The 14,458-nt window shown below is 73.4% G+C and carries 15 protein-coding genes; 7 read left to right on the top strand and 8 right to left on the bottom strand.

The features are described from left to right. Window positions 1–29 precede the first annotated feature (29 nt). Window positions 30–1,085: a P1 family peptidase gene (locus AB0N90_RS18375; protein WP_365197713.1), complete on the top strand. Its 1,056-nt coding sequence runs from the start codon at window positions 30–32 to the stop codon at window positions 1,083–1,085. 356 nt (window positions 1,086–1,441) lie between these two features. Here the strand turns inward: AB0N90_RS18375 and AB0N90_RS18370 are convergent, their stop codons facing one another. The 5 genes from AB0N90_RS18370 to AB0N90_RS18350 are packed head-to-tail and all read right to left on the bottom strand — an operon-like array spanning window position 1,442 to window position 5,975. After that, window positions 1,442–2,242: a hypothetical protein gene (locus tag AB0N90_RS18370; protein WP_365197711.1), complete on the bottom strand. Its 801-nt coding sequence runs from the start codon at window positions 2,240–2,242 to the stop codon at window positions 1,442–1,444. A 43-nt stretch (window positions 2,243–2,285) separates the two neighbouring features. Continuing rightward, on the bottom strand, window positions 2,286–2,702 hold the full coding sequence (locus AB0N90_RS18365) for a hypothetical protein (protein ID WP_365197708.1): 417 nt from the start codon (window positions 2,700–2,702) through the stop codon (window positions 2,286–2,288). After that, a complete protein-coding gene (locus AB0N90_RS18360) occupies window positions 2,699–3,550 on the bottom strand; it encodes an SDR family oxidoreductase (RefSeq protein ID WP_365197705.1) in 852 nt (283 codons plus the stop codon). The genes AB0N90_RS18365 and AB0N90_RS18360 overlap by 4 nt, the downstream gene beginning before the upstream one ends. After that, a complete protein-coding gene (locus AB0N90_RS18355; RefSeq protein WP_365197703.1) occupies window positions 3,547–4,470 on the bottom strand; it encodes an alpha/beta fold hydrolase in 924 nt (307 codons plus the stop codon). Before AB0N90_RS18355 ends, AB0N90_RS18360 begins: the two co-directional genes overlap by 4 nt. Further along, window positions 4,467–5,975 carry an NAD(P)/FAD-dependent oxidoreductase gene (locus AB0N90_RS18350; RefSeq protein ID WP_365197700.1) on the bottom strand — a complete coding sequence of 503 codons (1,509 nt, stop codon included), beginning with the start codon at window positions 5,973–5,975 and terminating at the stop codon, window positions 4,467–4,469. The genes AB0N90_RS18355 and AB0N90_RS18350 overlap by 4 nt, the downstream gene beginning before the upstream one ends. A 125-nt stretch (window positions 5,976–6,100) precedes the next feature. Between AB0N90_RS18350 and AB0N90_RS18345 the strand changes: the two genes are divergently transcribed. The 5 genes from AB0N90_RS18345 to AB0N90_RS18325 all read left to right on the top strand — a co-directional run bounded on the left by AB0N90_RS18345 (window position 6,101) and on the right by AB0N90_RS18325 (window position 11,223). Continuing rightward, on the top strand, window positions 6,101–7,330 hold the full coding sequence (locus AB0N90_RS18345; RefSeq protein WP_365197697.1) for a PucR family transcriptional regulator: 1,230 nt from the start codon (window positions 6,101–6,103) through the stop codon (window positions 7,328–7,330). A gap of 30 nt (window positions 7,331–7,360) precedes the next feature. Next, entirely contained in the window at window positions 7,361–8,053 is a 693-nt protein-coding gene (locus AB0N90_RS18340) for a hypothetical protein (RefSeq protein ID WP_365197694.1), read from the top strand. Between the two features lie 23 nt (window positions 8,054–8,076). Continuing rightward, window positions 8,077–8,544 (top strand): nuclear transport factor 2 family protein, encoded by a 468-nt coding sequence (locus tag AB0N90_RS18335; RefSeq protein WP_365197691.1) that lies wholly within the window; start codon window positions 8,077–8,079, stop codon window positions 8,542–8,544. 190 nt (window positions 8,545–8,734) lie between these two features. Next, window positions 8,735–9,919 (top strand): DUF3103 family protein, encoded by a 1,185-nt coding sequence (locus AB0N90_RS18330; RefSeq protein ID WP_365197690.1) that lies wholly within the window; start codon window positions 8,735–8,737, stop codon window positions 9,917–9,919. Between the two features lie 212 nt (window positions 9,920–10,131). Further along, window positions 10,132–11,223, top strand: a complete 1,092-nt coding sequence (locus AB0N90_RS18325) for a DUF5954 family protein (RefSeq protein ID WP_365197687.1) — start codon at window positions 10,132–10,134, stop codon at window positions 11,221–11,223. On the opposite strand, the gene AB0N90_RS18320 is transcribed toward AB0N90_RS18325, so the two are convergent. Further along, window positions 11,190–12,104 carry an EamA family transporter gene (locus AB0N90_RS18320; RefSeq protein WP_365197685.1) on the bottom strand — a complete coding sequence of 305 codons (915 nt, stop codon included), beginning with the start codon at window positions 12,102–12,104 and terminating at the stop codon, window positions 11,190–11,192. The two genes, AB0N90_RS18325 and AB0N90_RS18320, sit on opposite strands and share 34 nt — an antisense overlap. A gap of 22 nt (window positions 12,105–12,126) precedes the next feature. On the opposite strand from AB0N90_RS18320, the gene AB0N90_RS18315 reads away from it, so the two are divergent. Continuing rightward, the gene (locus tag AB0N90_RS18315) at window positions 12,127–12,570 is read left to right on the top strand and encodes a hypothetical protein (protein WP_365197683.1); all 444 of its coding nucleotides are present in this window, start codon (window positions 12,127–12,129) and stop codon (window positions 12,568–12,570) included. Window positions 12,571–12,684: 114 nt separating this feature from the next. On the opposite strand, the gene AB0N90_RS18310 is transcribed toward AB0N90_RS18315, so the two are convergent. Together AB0N90_RS18310 and AB0N90_RS18305 are read right to left on the bottom strand one after the other, a co-directional pair. Beyond that, on the bottom strand, window positions 12,685–13,143 hold the full coding sequence (locus AB0N90_RS18310) for a universal stress protein (RefSeq protein WP_365197680.1): 459 nt from the start codon (window positions 13,141–13,143) through the stop codon (window positions 12,685–12,687). A 72-nt stretch (window positions 13,144–13,215) separates the two neighbouring features. Beyond that, complete coding sequence (locus AB0N90_RS18305; protein ID WP_365197678.1) at window positions 13,216–14,265, bottom strand: lactonase family protein; 1,050 nt, start codon at window positions 14,263–14,265, stop codon at window positions 13,216–13,218. Window positions 14,266–14,458 lie beyond the last annotated feature (193 nt).

Here is a 14,458-nt window from a genome sequence, read left to right as displayed (position 1 = left end):
GGGTCGGCGGGGGGGTAGCGTCCTGCGGTATGGAATCCTCCGCTCACCCGCGCTCGGCCCGGCCCCGGGCCCGTGATCTCGGGATCGTCGTCGGCGAGTTCGCCCCGGGGCCGCTCGACGCGATCACCGATGTGCCGGGCGTCCGGGTCGGGCACACCACGGTCCGGCTGCCGCCCGATGTGCACAGCGGGGTGACCGCCGTCGTGCCGGACGCCGTCGGTCCTCACGCGCCGCTGCCCGCCGGGGTGTTCACCGGCAACGGCTACGGCAAGCTCATCGGCACCACCCAGCTCACCGAACTCGGGGCGCTGGAGACGCCGGTCCTGCTGACCTCGACCCTGTCGGCGTTCCGGGTCGCGGACGCCCTCGTCGGCTGGATGCTGGAGCGGCCCGGCTGCTCGGGCGTGCAGAGCCTCAACCCGGTCGTGGGCGAGTGCAACGACGGCTATCTGTCCGACATCCGCGCCCGCCCGGTGCGCGAGGAGCATGTGCGGGCCGCGCTCGGCTCGGCGCGCGGCGGCCCGGTGGCCGAGGGCTGTGTCGGCGCGGGCACCGGCACCGGCGCCCTGGGCTTCAAGGCGGGCATCGGCACGTCCTCGCGTACGACGGACCTGGGCGGGCGGCCGTACACGGTCGGGGCCCTGGTGCAGGCGAACTTCGGTGGCACGCTGCGGGTGCTGGGCCGCACGATCACCCCGGGCGCCGTCGGGCTGAGCGGCGCGCCGGGACCGGCGGCGGAGACCGGTTCCTGCATGATCGTGGTCGCCACCGACGCCCCGCTGGACGCCCGCCGCCTCAGCCGCGTCGCGCGCCGCGCCGTGTTCGCGCTGGCCCGCGTCGGCGCCGCCTACAGCCATGGCAGCGGCGACTACGCCCTCGCCTTCTCCACCCGTCCGGACTCCGGCGCCCCGGTGCCGGACGACGAGCTGAGCCCGCTGTTCGCGGCCGTCCTGGACGCCGTCGAGGAGGCCGTCCTCAACTCCCTGCTCGCCGCGACGACCACCACGGGCCACGCGGGCCACACCTTGCCCGCGCTGCCCGTGGACCGGCTCCTCGAAGTCCTCGCGGTGCGTCACCCGTCCTGACGCGCCGGCCCCTCGGGCGCCCCGGGCACGGCGTCGGCGCCCCAGGACCCCTCGCCCGCACTCCCGCGCCCACCCGGACCGCCACCGAGCGGCCCACTCCGCGAAGTCCCCCCGCAGATACCGCCGTTCCACAGGCTTCAGCCCGAGCCGGCGCCGCTCATCGGCCCACCAGACCTCGACCACCGACTCGGTGCCGGCCCTCGGCCACCGCTCGGCGCCCTCCGGCAGCGCGGCCCACCCTCACGGCGCGTCCTCCCGCCTCTTCTGATGTGCCCGGACGGCCAGTCGGGAGCGGGAGGAGAACCCGAGTTTCGTGCGGATCTCTTCGACGTGGTTCTCGGCGGTGCGCTAGGCGATCACGAGCTGTGCGGCTGTCTGCTTGTCGGTGAGCCCCTCCGCGACGAGGCCCGCCACCTCCCACCCCCGCCGGGTGAGCGGCGAGGCGGGGTGTTCCCCGGGCGCGGCCGGTGCCGCGTCCAGGACATACTCCAGTGCCCGGTCCAGGGTGGCCTCGGCGCCGTGCTGAGGCTCACCCCGACCGCTCCCCACAACAGGTGCAGCACACCCAGCAGCCGGGCCGCCCGCCGTGGTTCGCCCGCGCTGCTCCAGGCGATGACCTCCACGCACATCGCGATGTCCCACCAGTCGTGGAAGGAGCGGAGCAGACGGATGGCGGGGCGATCCGGCTCGGCGGCCTCCCGGGGCGCGCGGGACCGCCGGGCGAGCTGGCTCTCGGCGAACAGGGCGAGCCCCCTGAGCCAGGTCTCGCCGTGCGTCTCGGTGACGCCCGGCACCTCATGGCACAGCCGCGCGGCCGTACCGGCGTCACCGCCGTAGGCGTGGACGATGGCCGGCTTGACCGCGCACTCGGCCTCCGCGTCGAGCAGCCCGGCCGCACGGAAGGCCCTACGCGCCCCTTCGAACAGCTCGGCGGCGGCCGCGAACTCGCCCCGCCAGGTGGCGAGCATCGCGCGATGGTGCGCGGTCCAGGACGCCGCGTGGACATCGCCGTGCCGCTCGGCGAGCGCCGCGCAGTTGTCCAGGATGTCGAGCGACTCACCGGTCGGCCGGCCCTGGAGGATGCCGAGGTAGACGTAGGTGGCCAGGGCGTGCGCGCGGCGGGCCCGCCTCGCCGTCCCCCGCGGCCAGCAGGTCACCGAGCCGGCGCCGGCCCTCGGCGAGGGAGCGCGCCCGGACCCACTAGTGCCGCGGCGTGACCGCCATGGCCGGTCCCGCCGCCGTCTCACCGGGCGTCCGCAGGCGGTACTCCAGCGCCGCGCCCAGATTGGCGTGGTCCAGCCGCGGCCGGGTGAACCACTCCACCTGCCGCGGCCCGAACCACTCCCGCTGGGCCCGCCCGGTGAGGGCGAGCATGTGATCGCGGTGCCGGCGGCGCAGTACGCTCTCGCACCCCGACGCGGCGAGACGCTCCTGCCCGTACTCCCGTACGGTCTCCAGCGTGTGGTAGCGGGAGCGGCCGTCGTGCTGCCGGTGCGTCAGGACGGATTTCTCCACCATCCCGTCGAGGACGTCGAGCACCGCGGCGGCGGGCAGGTCGGCGTGCGCGGCGGCGGAGTGACTGCTCCCGTCCCCCGTCCTTCTTCCCCCTCCCCTCACGCCTTGCCGAAGAGCCTCCGTTCGAACAGCACGGTCAGCTTCGGTGACAGGCGCGGGAAGAGACGGACGAGGAGGTCGGCGACCTGGGCGTCCCGGCCCACCAGGATGCGCGGCCGGCCGGCCTCCACCCCGTCGACGATGATCGTGGCGGCCTGCCGGGCGGGCATCTTCAGCAGCTTGTCGTTGTAGACGCGGGCGCGGGCCAGCTGCCGGGCGGGGATCTCGATGCCCCGCCCGCGGGCCGCGTCGAGGGCCGCGGTGGCGATGTTGGTCCGCACCCCGCCGGGGTGGACGACGCTGACCCGTACGGGATGGCGCCCCGCGAGCATCTCCGTGCGCAGCGTCTCGGTGAATCCCCGCACCCCGAACTTGGCGGCGCAGTAGGCGCTGAGCGTGGGCTGCGCCATGATCCCGTTGAGGCTGGAGATGTTGACGACATGTCCGTCCCCGGAGGCGATCAGATGGGGCAGGAACGCCTTGGTGCCGTGGACGACCCCGAAGAGATTGATCGCGATCGTACGGTCGTAGACACTCCAGTCGGTCTCCAGGACGCTGCCGCCGCCTCCGCCGATACCGGCGTTGTTGTACACCTGATGGACGACCCCGAAGTGCTCGGCGACGGTCGTGGCGTAGCTCTCGACGGCCGCGCGGTCGCTGACGTCGAGCCGCGCGGTGTGCACCTCGGCGCCGAGGGACCTGACCTGGGCGACGGTCTCGGCCAGACCGGTCCCGTCGATGTCGCTGAGGGCGAGCCGGGCGCCGCGGCGGGCGAGTTCGGCGGCGAGACCGCGGCCGATGCCGGAGCCGGCGCCGGTGACGACGGCGACCTTGCCGGTGACGGTGCTCATGCGGCTTCCCCTGTCCGGGTGCGGGTGACGGCGGCGCCGTGGCCGCGGGCGAGGTCGGTGGTCAGGCCGACGAGGCGGTCGAGGACCCCGGGGGCGAGATGGTGGCCCATGCCGGTGATCTCCACGTGCCGGGCGCCGGGGACGGCGGCGGCGGTGGCGCGGCCGCCGCTCGGGTGCACCATGGGGTCCCGGGTGCCGTGCACGACCACGGTGGGGGCGGTGATCCGGCGCAGTTCGGCGGTGCGGTCGCCGGATGCCTGGATGGCGCCGATCTGGCGGGCGACGCCCTCGGCGTCCCGGCCGCGTTCCCACACCGCGCGGGCCCAGGCCCGCTCGCGCGCCTCGTCGGGCGGGAAGACGCGGGAGCCGATGTGGGCGAGCAGGGCCAGGTGCCGGGTCACCGATTCCTCGGGCGTCCTGGCGGGCCGCTTGGCCATGCGCACCAGGGTGGAGAGCGCCGGCTGGCCGACCTTCCTGCTGCCGGTGGTGGAGAAGACGGACGTCAGGGTGGTGACCCGGTGCGGGTGCCGGGCGGCGAGGGTCTGGGCGATCATGCCGCCCATCGACATGCCGACCAGGTGGGTCCGTTCGATGCCGAGGTGGTCGAGGAGGTGGCGGGTGTCCTCGGCCATGTCGGCGAGGTCGTAGGCGTCCGGGCGCGGCCGGGCCAGTGCCTGGCGCAGCAGCCCCGGCGGCGGGGTCTGCACCCGGTCGGAGCGGCCGATGTCGCGGTTGTCGGGGCGGACGACCCGAAAGCCGCTGCCGGTGAAGGCGTCCACCATCGGCCGCGGCCAGGAGGTGAGGTCCAGGCCGAGCCCGGCGATCAGCAGCAGGGGCACGCCGTCCTCGGGTCCCTCGACGCGGTAGCAGAGGCGCAGGCCCGCGGGGGTGGTGAGGAAGCGGTCCCCGGTGTCGCTCATCGGGCCACCGCCCGGCGCTCGGTGGCGCCGATGCGGGCGAAGCGCAGTTCGGGATCGGTGACGCTGTCGGAGCGCAGCAGTCGTACGTCGTCGGTGTAGCCGGTGGAGGTCAGCCAGGGCATGCGGTCGCCCTGCCGGGGCAGTTGGCCGACGGCGCGCTGGATGTAGCCGGCCCCGAAGTCGAGGAACGGCCGGGTCGGCATGGCGGGGTCGGCCGGTTCGGGCCGGCAGCTGTCGTAGCCGTGCGTGCTCATATGGGCCAGCAGACGGCAGAAGTGCTCGCAGAGCAGGCCGACCTTCAGGGTCCAGGAGGAGTTGGTGTAGCCGATGGCGTAGGCGAGGTTGGGGACGCCGGAGAGCATCATGCCCTTGTAGGCGATGGTGTCGGGCAGATGTACGGCGGTTCCGTCGACGGTCACCGGGATGCCGCCCAGCGCCTGCACGTTCAGTCCGGTGGCGGTGACGATGATGTCGGCCTCGATCTCCCGGCCCGACCGCAGCAGGACGCCTTTCTCGGTGAAGGTGCTGATCCGGTCGGTCACGATCGAGGCGCTGCCGTTCCTGATGGCCTGGAAGAGGTCGCCGTCCGGGACCGCGCACAGCCGCTGGTCCCAGGGGTCGTACGGCGGGCTGAAGTGCTCGTCGACAGGGTAGCCCGCGGGCAGTTGCCGGGTGTTGACCCAGCGGATGATCCGGCGCGCCGCCTTCGGGTGCCGCTTGCAGAAAGACCAGACGGCGCGCTGCCGGGCGATGTTCTTGCGCCGGGCGAGCGCGTATCCCCGCCGGTCGCCCAGGAGCCCCCGCAGCGCGTTGGCGATCGGGTCCTTGCGGGGCACCGGCATGATGTACGACGGGGTGCGCTGGACCATCGTCACCCGGGCGGCGGTGCGGGCCATCGACGGCACGAGGGTGACCGCCGTGGCGCCGCTGCCGATCACCACGACGCGCTTGCCCGTGTGATCGAGGTCCTCGGGCCACTGCTGGGGGTGCACGATCGCCCCGCGGAAACGTTCCCGCCCCTCGAAGTGCGGGGTGAACCCGGCGTCGTAACGGTAGTAGCCCATCGCGCAGAAGAACCAGCCGCAGGTCAGCGTCGTCCGCTCGCCGGTGTCCGTGCGCTCGATCTCGACCGTCCAGCGCGCCCGTTCGCTCGACCAGGAGGCGCCGAGCACCTTGTGGTGGTAGCGGATGCGGGACTCCAGGCGGTTCTCGCGCACGGTCTCCCGGAGATAGGCGAGGATCCGCGGCGCGTCGGCTATCGACTCCGGGTCCCGCCACGGCTTGAACTCGTAGCCGAAGGTGTGCAGATCGGAGTCCGACCGGATGCCGGGGTAGCGGAACAGGTCCCAGGTGCCGCCGAGGTCGGCGCGCGCCTCCAGGATCGCGAAGCTCTTGTCCGGCAGTCCGGTCGTCAGATAGTGGCCGGCGCCGATGCCGGATATCCCGGCGCCGACGATCAGGACGTCCAGATGCTCGGCAGCGGGCGGGTCGGCTTCGCAGGACATGGGCGGCTCCCTCACAGCGGCGGTGGATCGCTCCATGGTCGGAATGAACACCGCCCACGCCTAGAGGCAGTTCGCACCAAAATTCACCCTGCACTTGTGCACTCTGCACTGCTACGTTGCCTGCCATGTCGTGGAGTCCGCCGTCGCCCCGGATCCGGAAGCTGATCCGGCGGGGCGCCGAGATCGCCCTCACCCCCCGGCCCGAGTGGCTGGCCGAGCTCGACGCGGCCACCCTGGCCGGCGAGCCGCGCAGGCCGATCGCCGACGATCCGGTGCTCTCGGCCGGCATCCGGCGGGCCAACCGGGCCAATCTGCTGCACTGGGCCGCCGCCAACATCAACGCACCGGGCGCGCCGGTGCCCGCCCATGAGAGCGAGGTGACCCGTGCCATCGCCCGGGACATCGTGCGCCGGGGGCTGGCCGAGCCCGCGCTGGACTCCTATCGCGCGGGCGAAAGCGTAGCCGTGCGGGTGTGGACGCGCATCGCCTGCTCGCTCACCGGCGACAACGAGGAACTCGCCGAGCTGCTCGATGTGTCCCTGCGTTCCATCTCCGACTTCGTCGACCGGACCGTCGCGGCCATGTCCGCGCAGATGAACGCCGAGCTGACGGAGCTGACCAGCGGCACCCACGCCGAGCGCCGTGAGACCGTCGCACTGCTCCTGGACGGCGCGCCCATGACCCGGCAGCGCGCCGAGGCCCGCCTCGGCTATCCGCTGGACGCCACCCATACCGCGGCCGTCGTCTGGACCGACGCCCCGGAGGCGGAGCTGCGCCGACTCGACCGCGCCGCCGACCTGCTGGCCGCCGCGGCGGGTCCCGCGCACCTGCTCAGCGTGATGGCGAGCGACGCCACCCGCTGGGTGTGGCTCACCGGGCGGCCGGACACCGACCGGGTACGGGCCGGGCTCGGCCGGCTGCCCGCCGTGCGGATCGCGCTCGGTTCACCGGCCCCGGGCGTCAACGGTTTCCGCCGCAGCCATCTGGACGCCCTCACCACCCAGCGGATGCTCGCCCGGCTGGCCTCCGCCCAGCGCCTCGCCTCGCACGACGAGGTCGAACTCGTCGCCCTGCTCTCCCAGGACCTCGAACGCGCCGACCGCTTCGTCACACGCACCCTCGGCGATCTGGAGCACGCCCCGGCCGACCTCACCGACGCGGTCCGCGCCTTCCTGGCCGAACAGTGCAACGCCTCGCGGGCCGCCACCCGGCTGTTCACCCACCGCAACACCCTGCTGCGCCGCCTCGGCCGCGCCGACCGGCTGCTCCCCCGCCCGCTCGCCGAGCATCCGCTCGACGTCGCCGCGGCGCTGGAGATCCGGCACTGGCGGGGCTCCGCGGGACAGCACGCGTAATTCCATGATCACATCGAGTATCTTTCTGGCGTGTCCATGCCTTCGGCGCCGCAGTCGGCGCACCTCGACCCCTGGGGCGCACCGCCCCTGCCCCCGCCGCGGAAGAGACCGGCCGCCCTCGTGGCGGCGGTCATCGGCGGGGCCCTGCTGCTGATCGTGGCGATCCTGGCGGCGGTCGTGCTGTCCGGGAAGGTCTTCGGCACGAGCTTCCCCCGGGCCGAGTCCACGCTGACGGTTCCGCACACGGTGCTCGACGGCCGGTACGAGCTGCGCCGGGACGACTCCGCGACCACCGGCCGGACCATGGCGCGGACCTGGCGGCTGAGCCTGGACGCCGAAGCCGCCCACGGCGTCGTCGCGTCGTACCGGCTGAAGGGCGCCGACTACGACGATGTGGTGGTGACCGGCATGTACGGCCGATTCAGGAACACCGCCTCGCTGCGCGCCCGTCTGCTCGCCGAACGCGGCTCCACGGCCGGCCCCGTGAAAGTGGTCACCCCGCCCAGGGACCTCACCCCGGCCTCCTCTCCCGTCAGGGTCAGCTGTGAGTACCTGAGCCGCAGTTGGACCGACGGACAGGCGCTCACCTACCCGGCCTGCGCCTGGGCCGACGGCAACACACTGGCCCGCGTCGCCTACATGACCACGTCGTACGTCGACCTGAAGGACGCCGCCGAGCACACCCTTCGGGTGCGCTCCGAGATGCTGCGGCCGATCCGCTGACCGACCCGGAGGACCGCCCCGCCATGTCCGGCACCCGCCCGCCCCTGCCGCCCTTCGACCTCGACGGCGCCCTGGCCAAGGTCCAGGCCGCCGAGGACGCCTGGAACACCCGCGACCCGCACCGGGTCGCCCTCGCCTACACCGAGGACTCCGTCTGGCGCAATCGCGACGTCTTCCTCACCGGCCGCGCGGAGATCATCGATTTCCTGACCGCCAAATGGGAGCGCGAACTGGACTACGCGCTGCGCAAGAGCCTGTGGAGCTTCGGCGGCAACCGCATCGCCGTCCGCTTCCAGTACGAGTGGCACGACGCCCAGGGCCGCTGGTTCCGCTCGTACGGCAACGAGTTGTGGGAGTTCGCCGGCAACGGCCTGATGTGCCGCCGCGAGGCATCCATCGACGACGTGCCCATCGAGGAGGCGGAGCGCCGCCACTTCGGGCCCCGCCCGGCCGATGAGCGGGGCCAGGGACACGACATCCCTCTTGCCTGACGCTGCATCAACTTCTTTGTAGAGCAAAGAAGTTCATCTGTTCCCGCTGTGAAAACCTTGTGCAGAGTGACATGTCCCCGTCATTATTACGGGGGAATCATCTACCCGCATAGACCCTGCGCGGGCCCGGTTCCGGCGCCACCCCCGAGCACGTGTCACCGACCACTCCCCACCCGGAGGATCGATCCTCGTGAGACCTCGCCACACCCGCAGACGCGGCACCCTCACCGCCGCCGCGGCCACCCTGGTCACCTTCTGCGCGGCCCAGACCCTCGCCGCCGCACCCGCCGCGTTCGCCGCCCCGGCCCCCGATGCGGCGGCGGCCCGCGCCGCGCACGCCCACTCGGCCACCGCGTCCGCGGTCACCTCCGCCCAGGACCGGGCGGCCCGGGCCATCGCGCGTTCGCTCGGCGACGCCTCCTGGAACACGCGGCTGCGCACGGCCGCCCTGAACGCGCACGAGGTCCCCGTCACCCAGCGCGCCGACGGTGCGCTGAAGTCCCAACTCGCCGCCGCCGACCGGCAGATCGCCCAGGCCAAGGGCCTCGGCGCGAAGACCGGCCCGCTGCTCCAGCTGCGCCTCGGCGACCCCTCGATGCGCGCCGCGCTGACGGCCGGCACGGCCCCCTGGGTGGCCGCGGCCGTCTCGGACGACGACGCCACCACCGTGACCGCCTACGACAGCCGGGGCCGCGCCCACCGGCTGGACGCCCGTACGACCCCCGCGCACCCGGTGTACGTCGTGGACGTCGACAGCTCCAAGGCGCTGGCGGCCGGTATGGACGTCCTGCGCGAGGAACTGGTCAAGGACGGTGTGCCCTCGGCGGCGCCCGTCGCCGTGAACACCGCGCACACCGCGGCCGCGCCGAAGGCCGCGGCCACCGCCGGATACTGGACCACGAAGATCACGGCGGTGGAGCTGTCGGACGACGAGGAGCCCTGGATCAAGGGCGCCGCCGAGATCTACACCCTGGTCAGCGGCTTCGGCCAGGACGGCAAGGTCCGCGTCGACCCCGTGGACATGCCGTACCTGGACTACGACGGCACCGTCTACAAGCCCAACCAGATCCTGGTCAACTGGTCGAACTACAAGTACAACCTGGCCGACGCCGTGATGATGGAGGAGGACGGCAGCACCAACTACCGCGACCTCGCCAAGGCGATCGCGACGGCGCTGCTCACCATCACCGACCAGGGCACCTACATCCCGCTGGTGAACGCGATCCTGGACGCCATCCCGGACGACTGGTGGACCGACGACCCCGACTACGTGGACTCCTGGTACACGCTGGCCCAGAGCAACCAGGGCACGTACCACGGCGCCCGGGGCAACGGCTGGATGACCGTCGAGCCGTACTTCGTCGAGCAGTTCTGACCGTTCTGACGGACGAGCGTCGAAGGGGGCCTGCGGGGAGGGAAGTTCCCGGCAGGCCCCTCGGTCACGACGCCGCGACGCCGCGACGCGATGCCCGGGGGGGCGTCACTTCCCAGCCGACGATCCCCCACGGATGGCTGGTTTTCCGCACGGGAAGCGGTATTTCACCAAAAACCGCGCTCACCGCACCTGCCGCTCGGCAGGATGGGGGCATGGACCTTGGGAATGTCAGTCCGGACGGGGTTCGGCCGGTGGTCGTGCGCGTTCCGGTGGAGCCGGTCGAGGCCGCCATGGAGGCCGACGCCCTCGACGCCGTGCGCAGCGCCGGTGAAGTGGCCGTGCGCGGCCCCCTGTTCGGGGTGGTCGCGCAGACCGCCGAGGACGGGCAGTGCTGGCGGACGGTGACCTCGATCACGGCTCCCTTCCCGCAGATCTCGCGCGACACCCTGTACTCCCGGCTGTGGTTCCGCGCGAAGGACGAGGCCAAGGACAGGGCGGAGCGCCGTGCCCTGCTCGCGGCGGTCACCCGGCTGGAGACCGAGCCCGTCGACGAACTCACCGTGCTGGGCACGCGCTACCGGATCGTGCGCGCCGAGGAGTGGGCCGGCTCCGGCGCGGGCGGTATCGAACTGCCGCGCCCGACCGATCCGGAGCCCCTCTCCCCCGACTGGAGCCTCAACAGCCGGGAGCCCGAGGTCGACGCCGGTCTGGTCCTGGACCCGGACGCACCCCTCACCCCGGCGCAGGCCACCGAGCGGCTGGCGCTGCGCGACTTCGTGTACACCGGCTCCCGCTTTCCCGACTTCGTTCTCCGCGAGTCCCGCCGGGCCCGCAAGACCCACCCGGACGTCGTCCTGCTGCCGACCACGTTCACGGTCGCCGAACGCGACGGCAAGGGCTGGGAACCCGCGAGCCGTCCGCACACCACCGCGCTCGGCGCCCGCAAGTCGCTGGACTTCTTCCTGACCTGGCTCGAACCGCGCACCCGCGGCCTGATCCCCGTGGAGGCCGACCGGCTCGTCGACGCCCGCACCGTGACCGCCGCCGACCCCGGGGCCGATCCGGTGCTGTTCGCCTACGCCGAGGCCTCCGAGCGGCTGCGCTCCGGCCGGGTCAACCAGTTGGAGGTCCTCGACATCACGTACCGGATCATCCGCACCCGCCGCATGCTGCGCTGGGGCCCCGACGGCCCCGAGGCTCCGCGCCCGTCCGACACCAGCGACCACGGTCCCGAGCGCATCCACCCCCGCCTCGACGAGGACGGCGTCGTTCATCGCGACGACCCGGAGGAGGACGAGGACTGACGGCCGCGAGGCTGGCCGAGGATCACGGCCCCCGCCACCCCGGCGGCGCCGAGGAGTTGGAGCGGGCGCCGCGTCTGGTCGAGGAAGGGACAGCCGAGGGCCATCGCGCACAGCGGTGGGGCGAAGGACAGGAACGAGGCGGCGAGCGCGGGCAGTCCGGCCAGTCCGCGGAACCAGAGCGCGTACGCGAGGAGCGCGCCGATGATGCCGGGACAGGCGAAGCCGCCGATGTTGCGCCCGCCGAGATGGTCCGGCAGCGGCTCGCCGACCAGCATCACCGGCAGCAACACCAGCCCGTCGAGGATGAGTTGCCAGCCGGTGAAGGCCGGCAGCCCGACGCCCTCGGGCCGGCCCCGGCGCTTGGTCAGCAGGTTGCCGGACGCCATGGACAGGGCGCCGAGCGCGCGGGAGGCGAGGTGCAGCGGCCGGACGGTGTCCTTCAGCGGCAGCGAGCCCAGCAGGAGCACGATCATCGGCTGCGCGGACAGCACCAGCGCGGCCACGCCGCCGGGCAGATGGTAGGCGGCGCGGAAGAGCAGATGGAAGAACGCGCCGATGTTCAGCACGCCGAGGACGACGGCCCGCCACCACCAGCTGCCCTGGGGCGGCGTCCGGGTGCGCAGCAGGAGGATCAGCCCGGCGGGCAGCGCCCGCGCGGTGGCCGCCGGCAGCGGCCGGTCCGGTGGCAGGAACTCGGTGGTGACCAGATAGGTGGAGCCCCACACGGCGGGCGCGAGGGCGGTGACCGCGGACGTCGCCTCTTTGGCCTGGCGGACGACGCGGCGGAGGCGTTCGACCGGTTGTCGCGCGAACTGCCGGTGTCCCTCGGCGACGTGCGCTGAGTCCTGCGGCGGGGCAGGGATTTCGTGCCGTCTCTCCACCGCTGCGGATAACCTGCGTCGGATGAAGCGCCCTTGGACCCTGCCGATACTGCTGGTGCTCTGTGGCCTTGTCGCGGCGACGGCGCCGTTCCGGACGGGCGCCCCCATCACTGGTGCCGCCGTCGTGGCGGCGTTCGCCGTACTCGCCGCCCTGAACTCCCCCTTGCTGTACCCGCGTTCGATCAGCGCGTCGGAAGCCGCACAGCGCAGCGGGACCGACGGCCGGCCCATCGTCTACTGGCGTCCCGGCTGCGCCTACTGCCTCCGGCTGCGCCTGCGCCTGGGCCGCGGCGCCCGCCGACTCCACTGGGTCGACATCTGGCGCGACCCCGACGGCGCGGTGGTGGTGCGGGCGGCCAACGGCGGCGACGAGACCGTGCCGACCGTGGTCGTGTCGGGCCGCCCGTACGTCAATCCCGACCCGGCGTGGGTACGTGACCAGCTCTCCCCCTCCGCCTGGCCCTGACACGAACCGTCCGCGAGCCCTCGTACGCCTCGGCCGACCGACCCCACCGACCCGGGTTGCCCCCTTGTACCGCGTGCGCCCGCCGGGCCGGACACCGCACCGGCCGGCCGTGCCTCACTCCTCCTGTCCCCTGAGGACGAGAACCGGGCAGTGGGCGTGCTGGACGCAGTGCTGGGCGACCGAGCCGAGGAGCAGTCCCTTGAAGCCGCCGAGGCCCCGGCTGCCGACCACCAGCAGCGCGGCGTCGCGGGAGGCTTCGAGGAGGACGCTGGCGGGGGTGCCGTAGCGCGCCACCGTGCTGACCTGCACCGTGGGGTGTGCCGCGACGGCCTCCTCCACCGCGGAGGTCACCTCGCTCTGCGCCCGGCCCTCCAGGGCGGCCTCGTCGGAGCTGGAGGGCGGCATCCAGCCGAGGGCGCCGTGGAACTGCGGGACGTCCCAGGCGATCACCGCCTCCACCCAGCCGCCGGTGAGTTCCGCCTGGCGCACCGCCCAGTTGAGGGCCTGCCTGGAGCCCTCCGAGCCGTCCACCCCGACCACGATGCGTTCTCTCTCGCTCTGCCGCTCGGCCATCCTCTTCCCTCGTCCTCGTCCTCGTCGTCGTCCCGGTCGTCGTCCCGGTCCTGGTCCTGGTGCGAAGTGCCCTCATCCGAAGGCCACGCTGCTGGCGGCGGGCACGGGCAGCGATCCGGCGGGGCGCGGGACGCCGGTCGCGGTGTCGAGGTCGAGCCAGGTCACCTCGCCCGAGCGCTCGTTGGCCGCGTACAGATGCCGGCCCGCCGGATCGAGCACCAGGTCGCGCGGCCAGCGGCCGCCGCACGGCACCGCCGTCACCGGTTCCACCCGCTCGCCCGAGGCGTCGAGGGCGAGAACGGCCACGGTGTCGGTGCCGCGCACCGCCGCCCACAGATACCGGCCGTCCGGTGCCACCACCGGGGCCGAGGGCTGCACCGGGACCTCCGTGCCGTCCGGGAACAGCGAGGTCTCGCTGACCGCTCGCAGCACTCCGGCGGCGGCGTCCCAGCGGCACACGGTTACCGTCGGCCGGAGTTCCCCGAGGACATAGGCGTGGTCTCCCGAGGGGTGGAAGGCGAGATGCCGGGGCCCGGTGCCCGGCGGCAGCGCGGTCGCGCCGTGCGGGCGCAGTCCGCCCGTGCGCTCGTCCAGTGCGCAGATCCGCACGGAGTCGGTGCCGAGGTCCACACCGAGCACCCAGCGGCCGGTCGGATCGGGGACGATCTGATGGGCGTGCGGGGACCGCTGGCGTTCCGGGTCCGGTCCCGAGCCCTCGTGGTGCAGCACCGCGCTCGGCGGCAGCGGGATGCCCTCGGCCGTGAGCGGCAGCACGCTCACGCTGCCCGAGCCGTAGTTGGCGGTCAGCAGATATCCCTGGGCCAGGGCGAGATGGGTCGGTTCGTCGCCGCCGACCCGCACGGGTTCGCCGAGCGGACGGGGCACCGCACCGGTGGCGTCGTAGGCGGCCACTGCGCCCGCGACCGTCTCGGAGACCGCGTAGAGGACCGGGCCCGCCTCCCCGTGCCCGACGGCGAGATACGACGGGTCGGCGACGGACTTCACGGCGCCCGCCCAGGTCAGCGCCCCGGTGCGCGGATCGATGTCGGCCACGACGATCCCCGGCCCACCCGCCGACGTGAACGAACCGATGAAGGCGCGCCCTGCGGCACTGCCGGACATGAACCCTCCGCCCTCCGCCCCGCGCACAGCACGACGGAGTCACCACGATGCGGGCGCCCCGCCGGAGCGCGGCGGATTCGGCGCCCGACATGGCCCCGCTTTCACCGGAACGCAGCAACGCCGCCGCTGGTCGCCGCGCGCTCCCCAGGGCCCCGTGAGACGGTGATCACGGTGTGCGGGGCCCGCCGCCTGC

The organism is Streptomyces sp. NPDC093018, from assembly GCF_040684035.1.
Classification (GTDB): Bacteria; Actinomycetota; Actinomycetes; order Streptomycetales; family Streptomycetaceae; genus Streptomyces; species Streptomyces murinus.
Note: the sequence above shows the minus strand (reverse complement) of the source record. Positions and strands in the feature narration are given on the sequence as shown.

Excerpts from the sequence above, each read along its gene's own strand:
- AB0N90_RS18355 (WP_365197703.1), bottom strand. The coding sequence starts at position 4,470 with ATGAGCGACACCGGGGACCGCTTCCTCACCACCCCCGCGGGCCTGCGC.
- AB0N90_RS18315 (WP_365197683.1), top strand. The coding sequence starts at position 12,127 with ATGAAGCGCCCTTGGACCCTGCCGATACTGCTGGTGCTCTGTGGCCTT.
- AB0N90_RS18375 (WP_365197713.1), top strand. The coding sequence starts at position 30 with ATGGAATCCTCCGCTCACCCGCGCTCGGCCCGGCCCCGGGCCCGTGAT.
- AB0N90_RS18325 (WP_365197687.1), top strand. The coding sequence starts at position 10,132 with ATGGACCTTGGGAATGTCAGTCCGGACGGGGTTCGGCCGGTGGTCGTG.
- AB0N90_RS18360 (WP_365197705.1), bottom strand. The coding sequence starts at position 3,550 with ATGAGCACCGTCACCGGCAAGGTCGCCGTCGTCACCGGCGCCGGCTCC.
- AB0N90_RS18310 (WP_365197680.1), bottom strand. The coding sequence starts at position 13,143 with ATGGCCGAGCGGCAGAGCGAGAGAGAACGCATCGTGGTCGGGGTGGAC.
- AB0N90_RS18345 (WP_365197697.1), top strand. The coding sequence starts at position 6,101 with ATGTCGTGGAGTCCGCCGTCGCCCCGGATCCGGAAGCTGATCCGGCGG.
- AB0N90_RS18335 (WP_365197691.1), top strand. The coding sequence starts at position 8,077 with ATGTCCGGCACCCGCCCGCCCCTGCCGCCCTTCGACCTCGACGGCGCC.
- AB0N90_RS18305 (WP_365197678.1), bottom strand. The coding sequence starts at position 14,265 with ATGTCCGGCAGTGCCGCAGGGCGCGCCTTCATCGGTTCGTTCACGTCG.
- AB0N90_RS18350 (WP_365197700.1), bottom strand. The coding sequence starts at position 5,975 with ATGTCCTGCGAAGCCGACCCGCCCGCTGCCGAGCATCTGGACGTCCTG.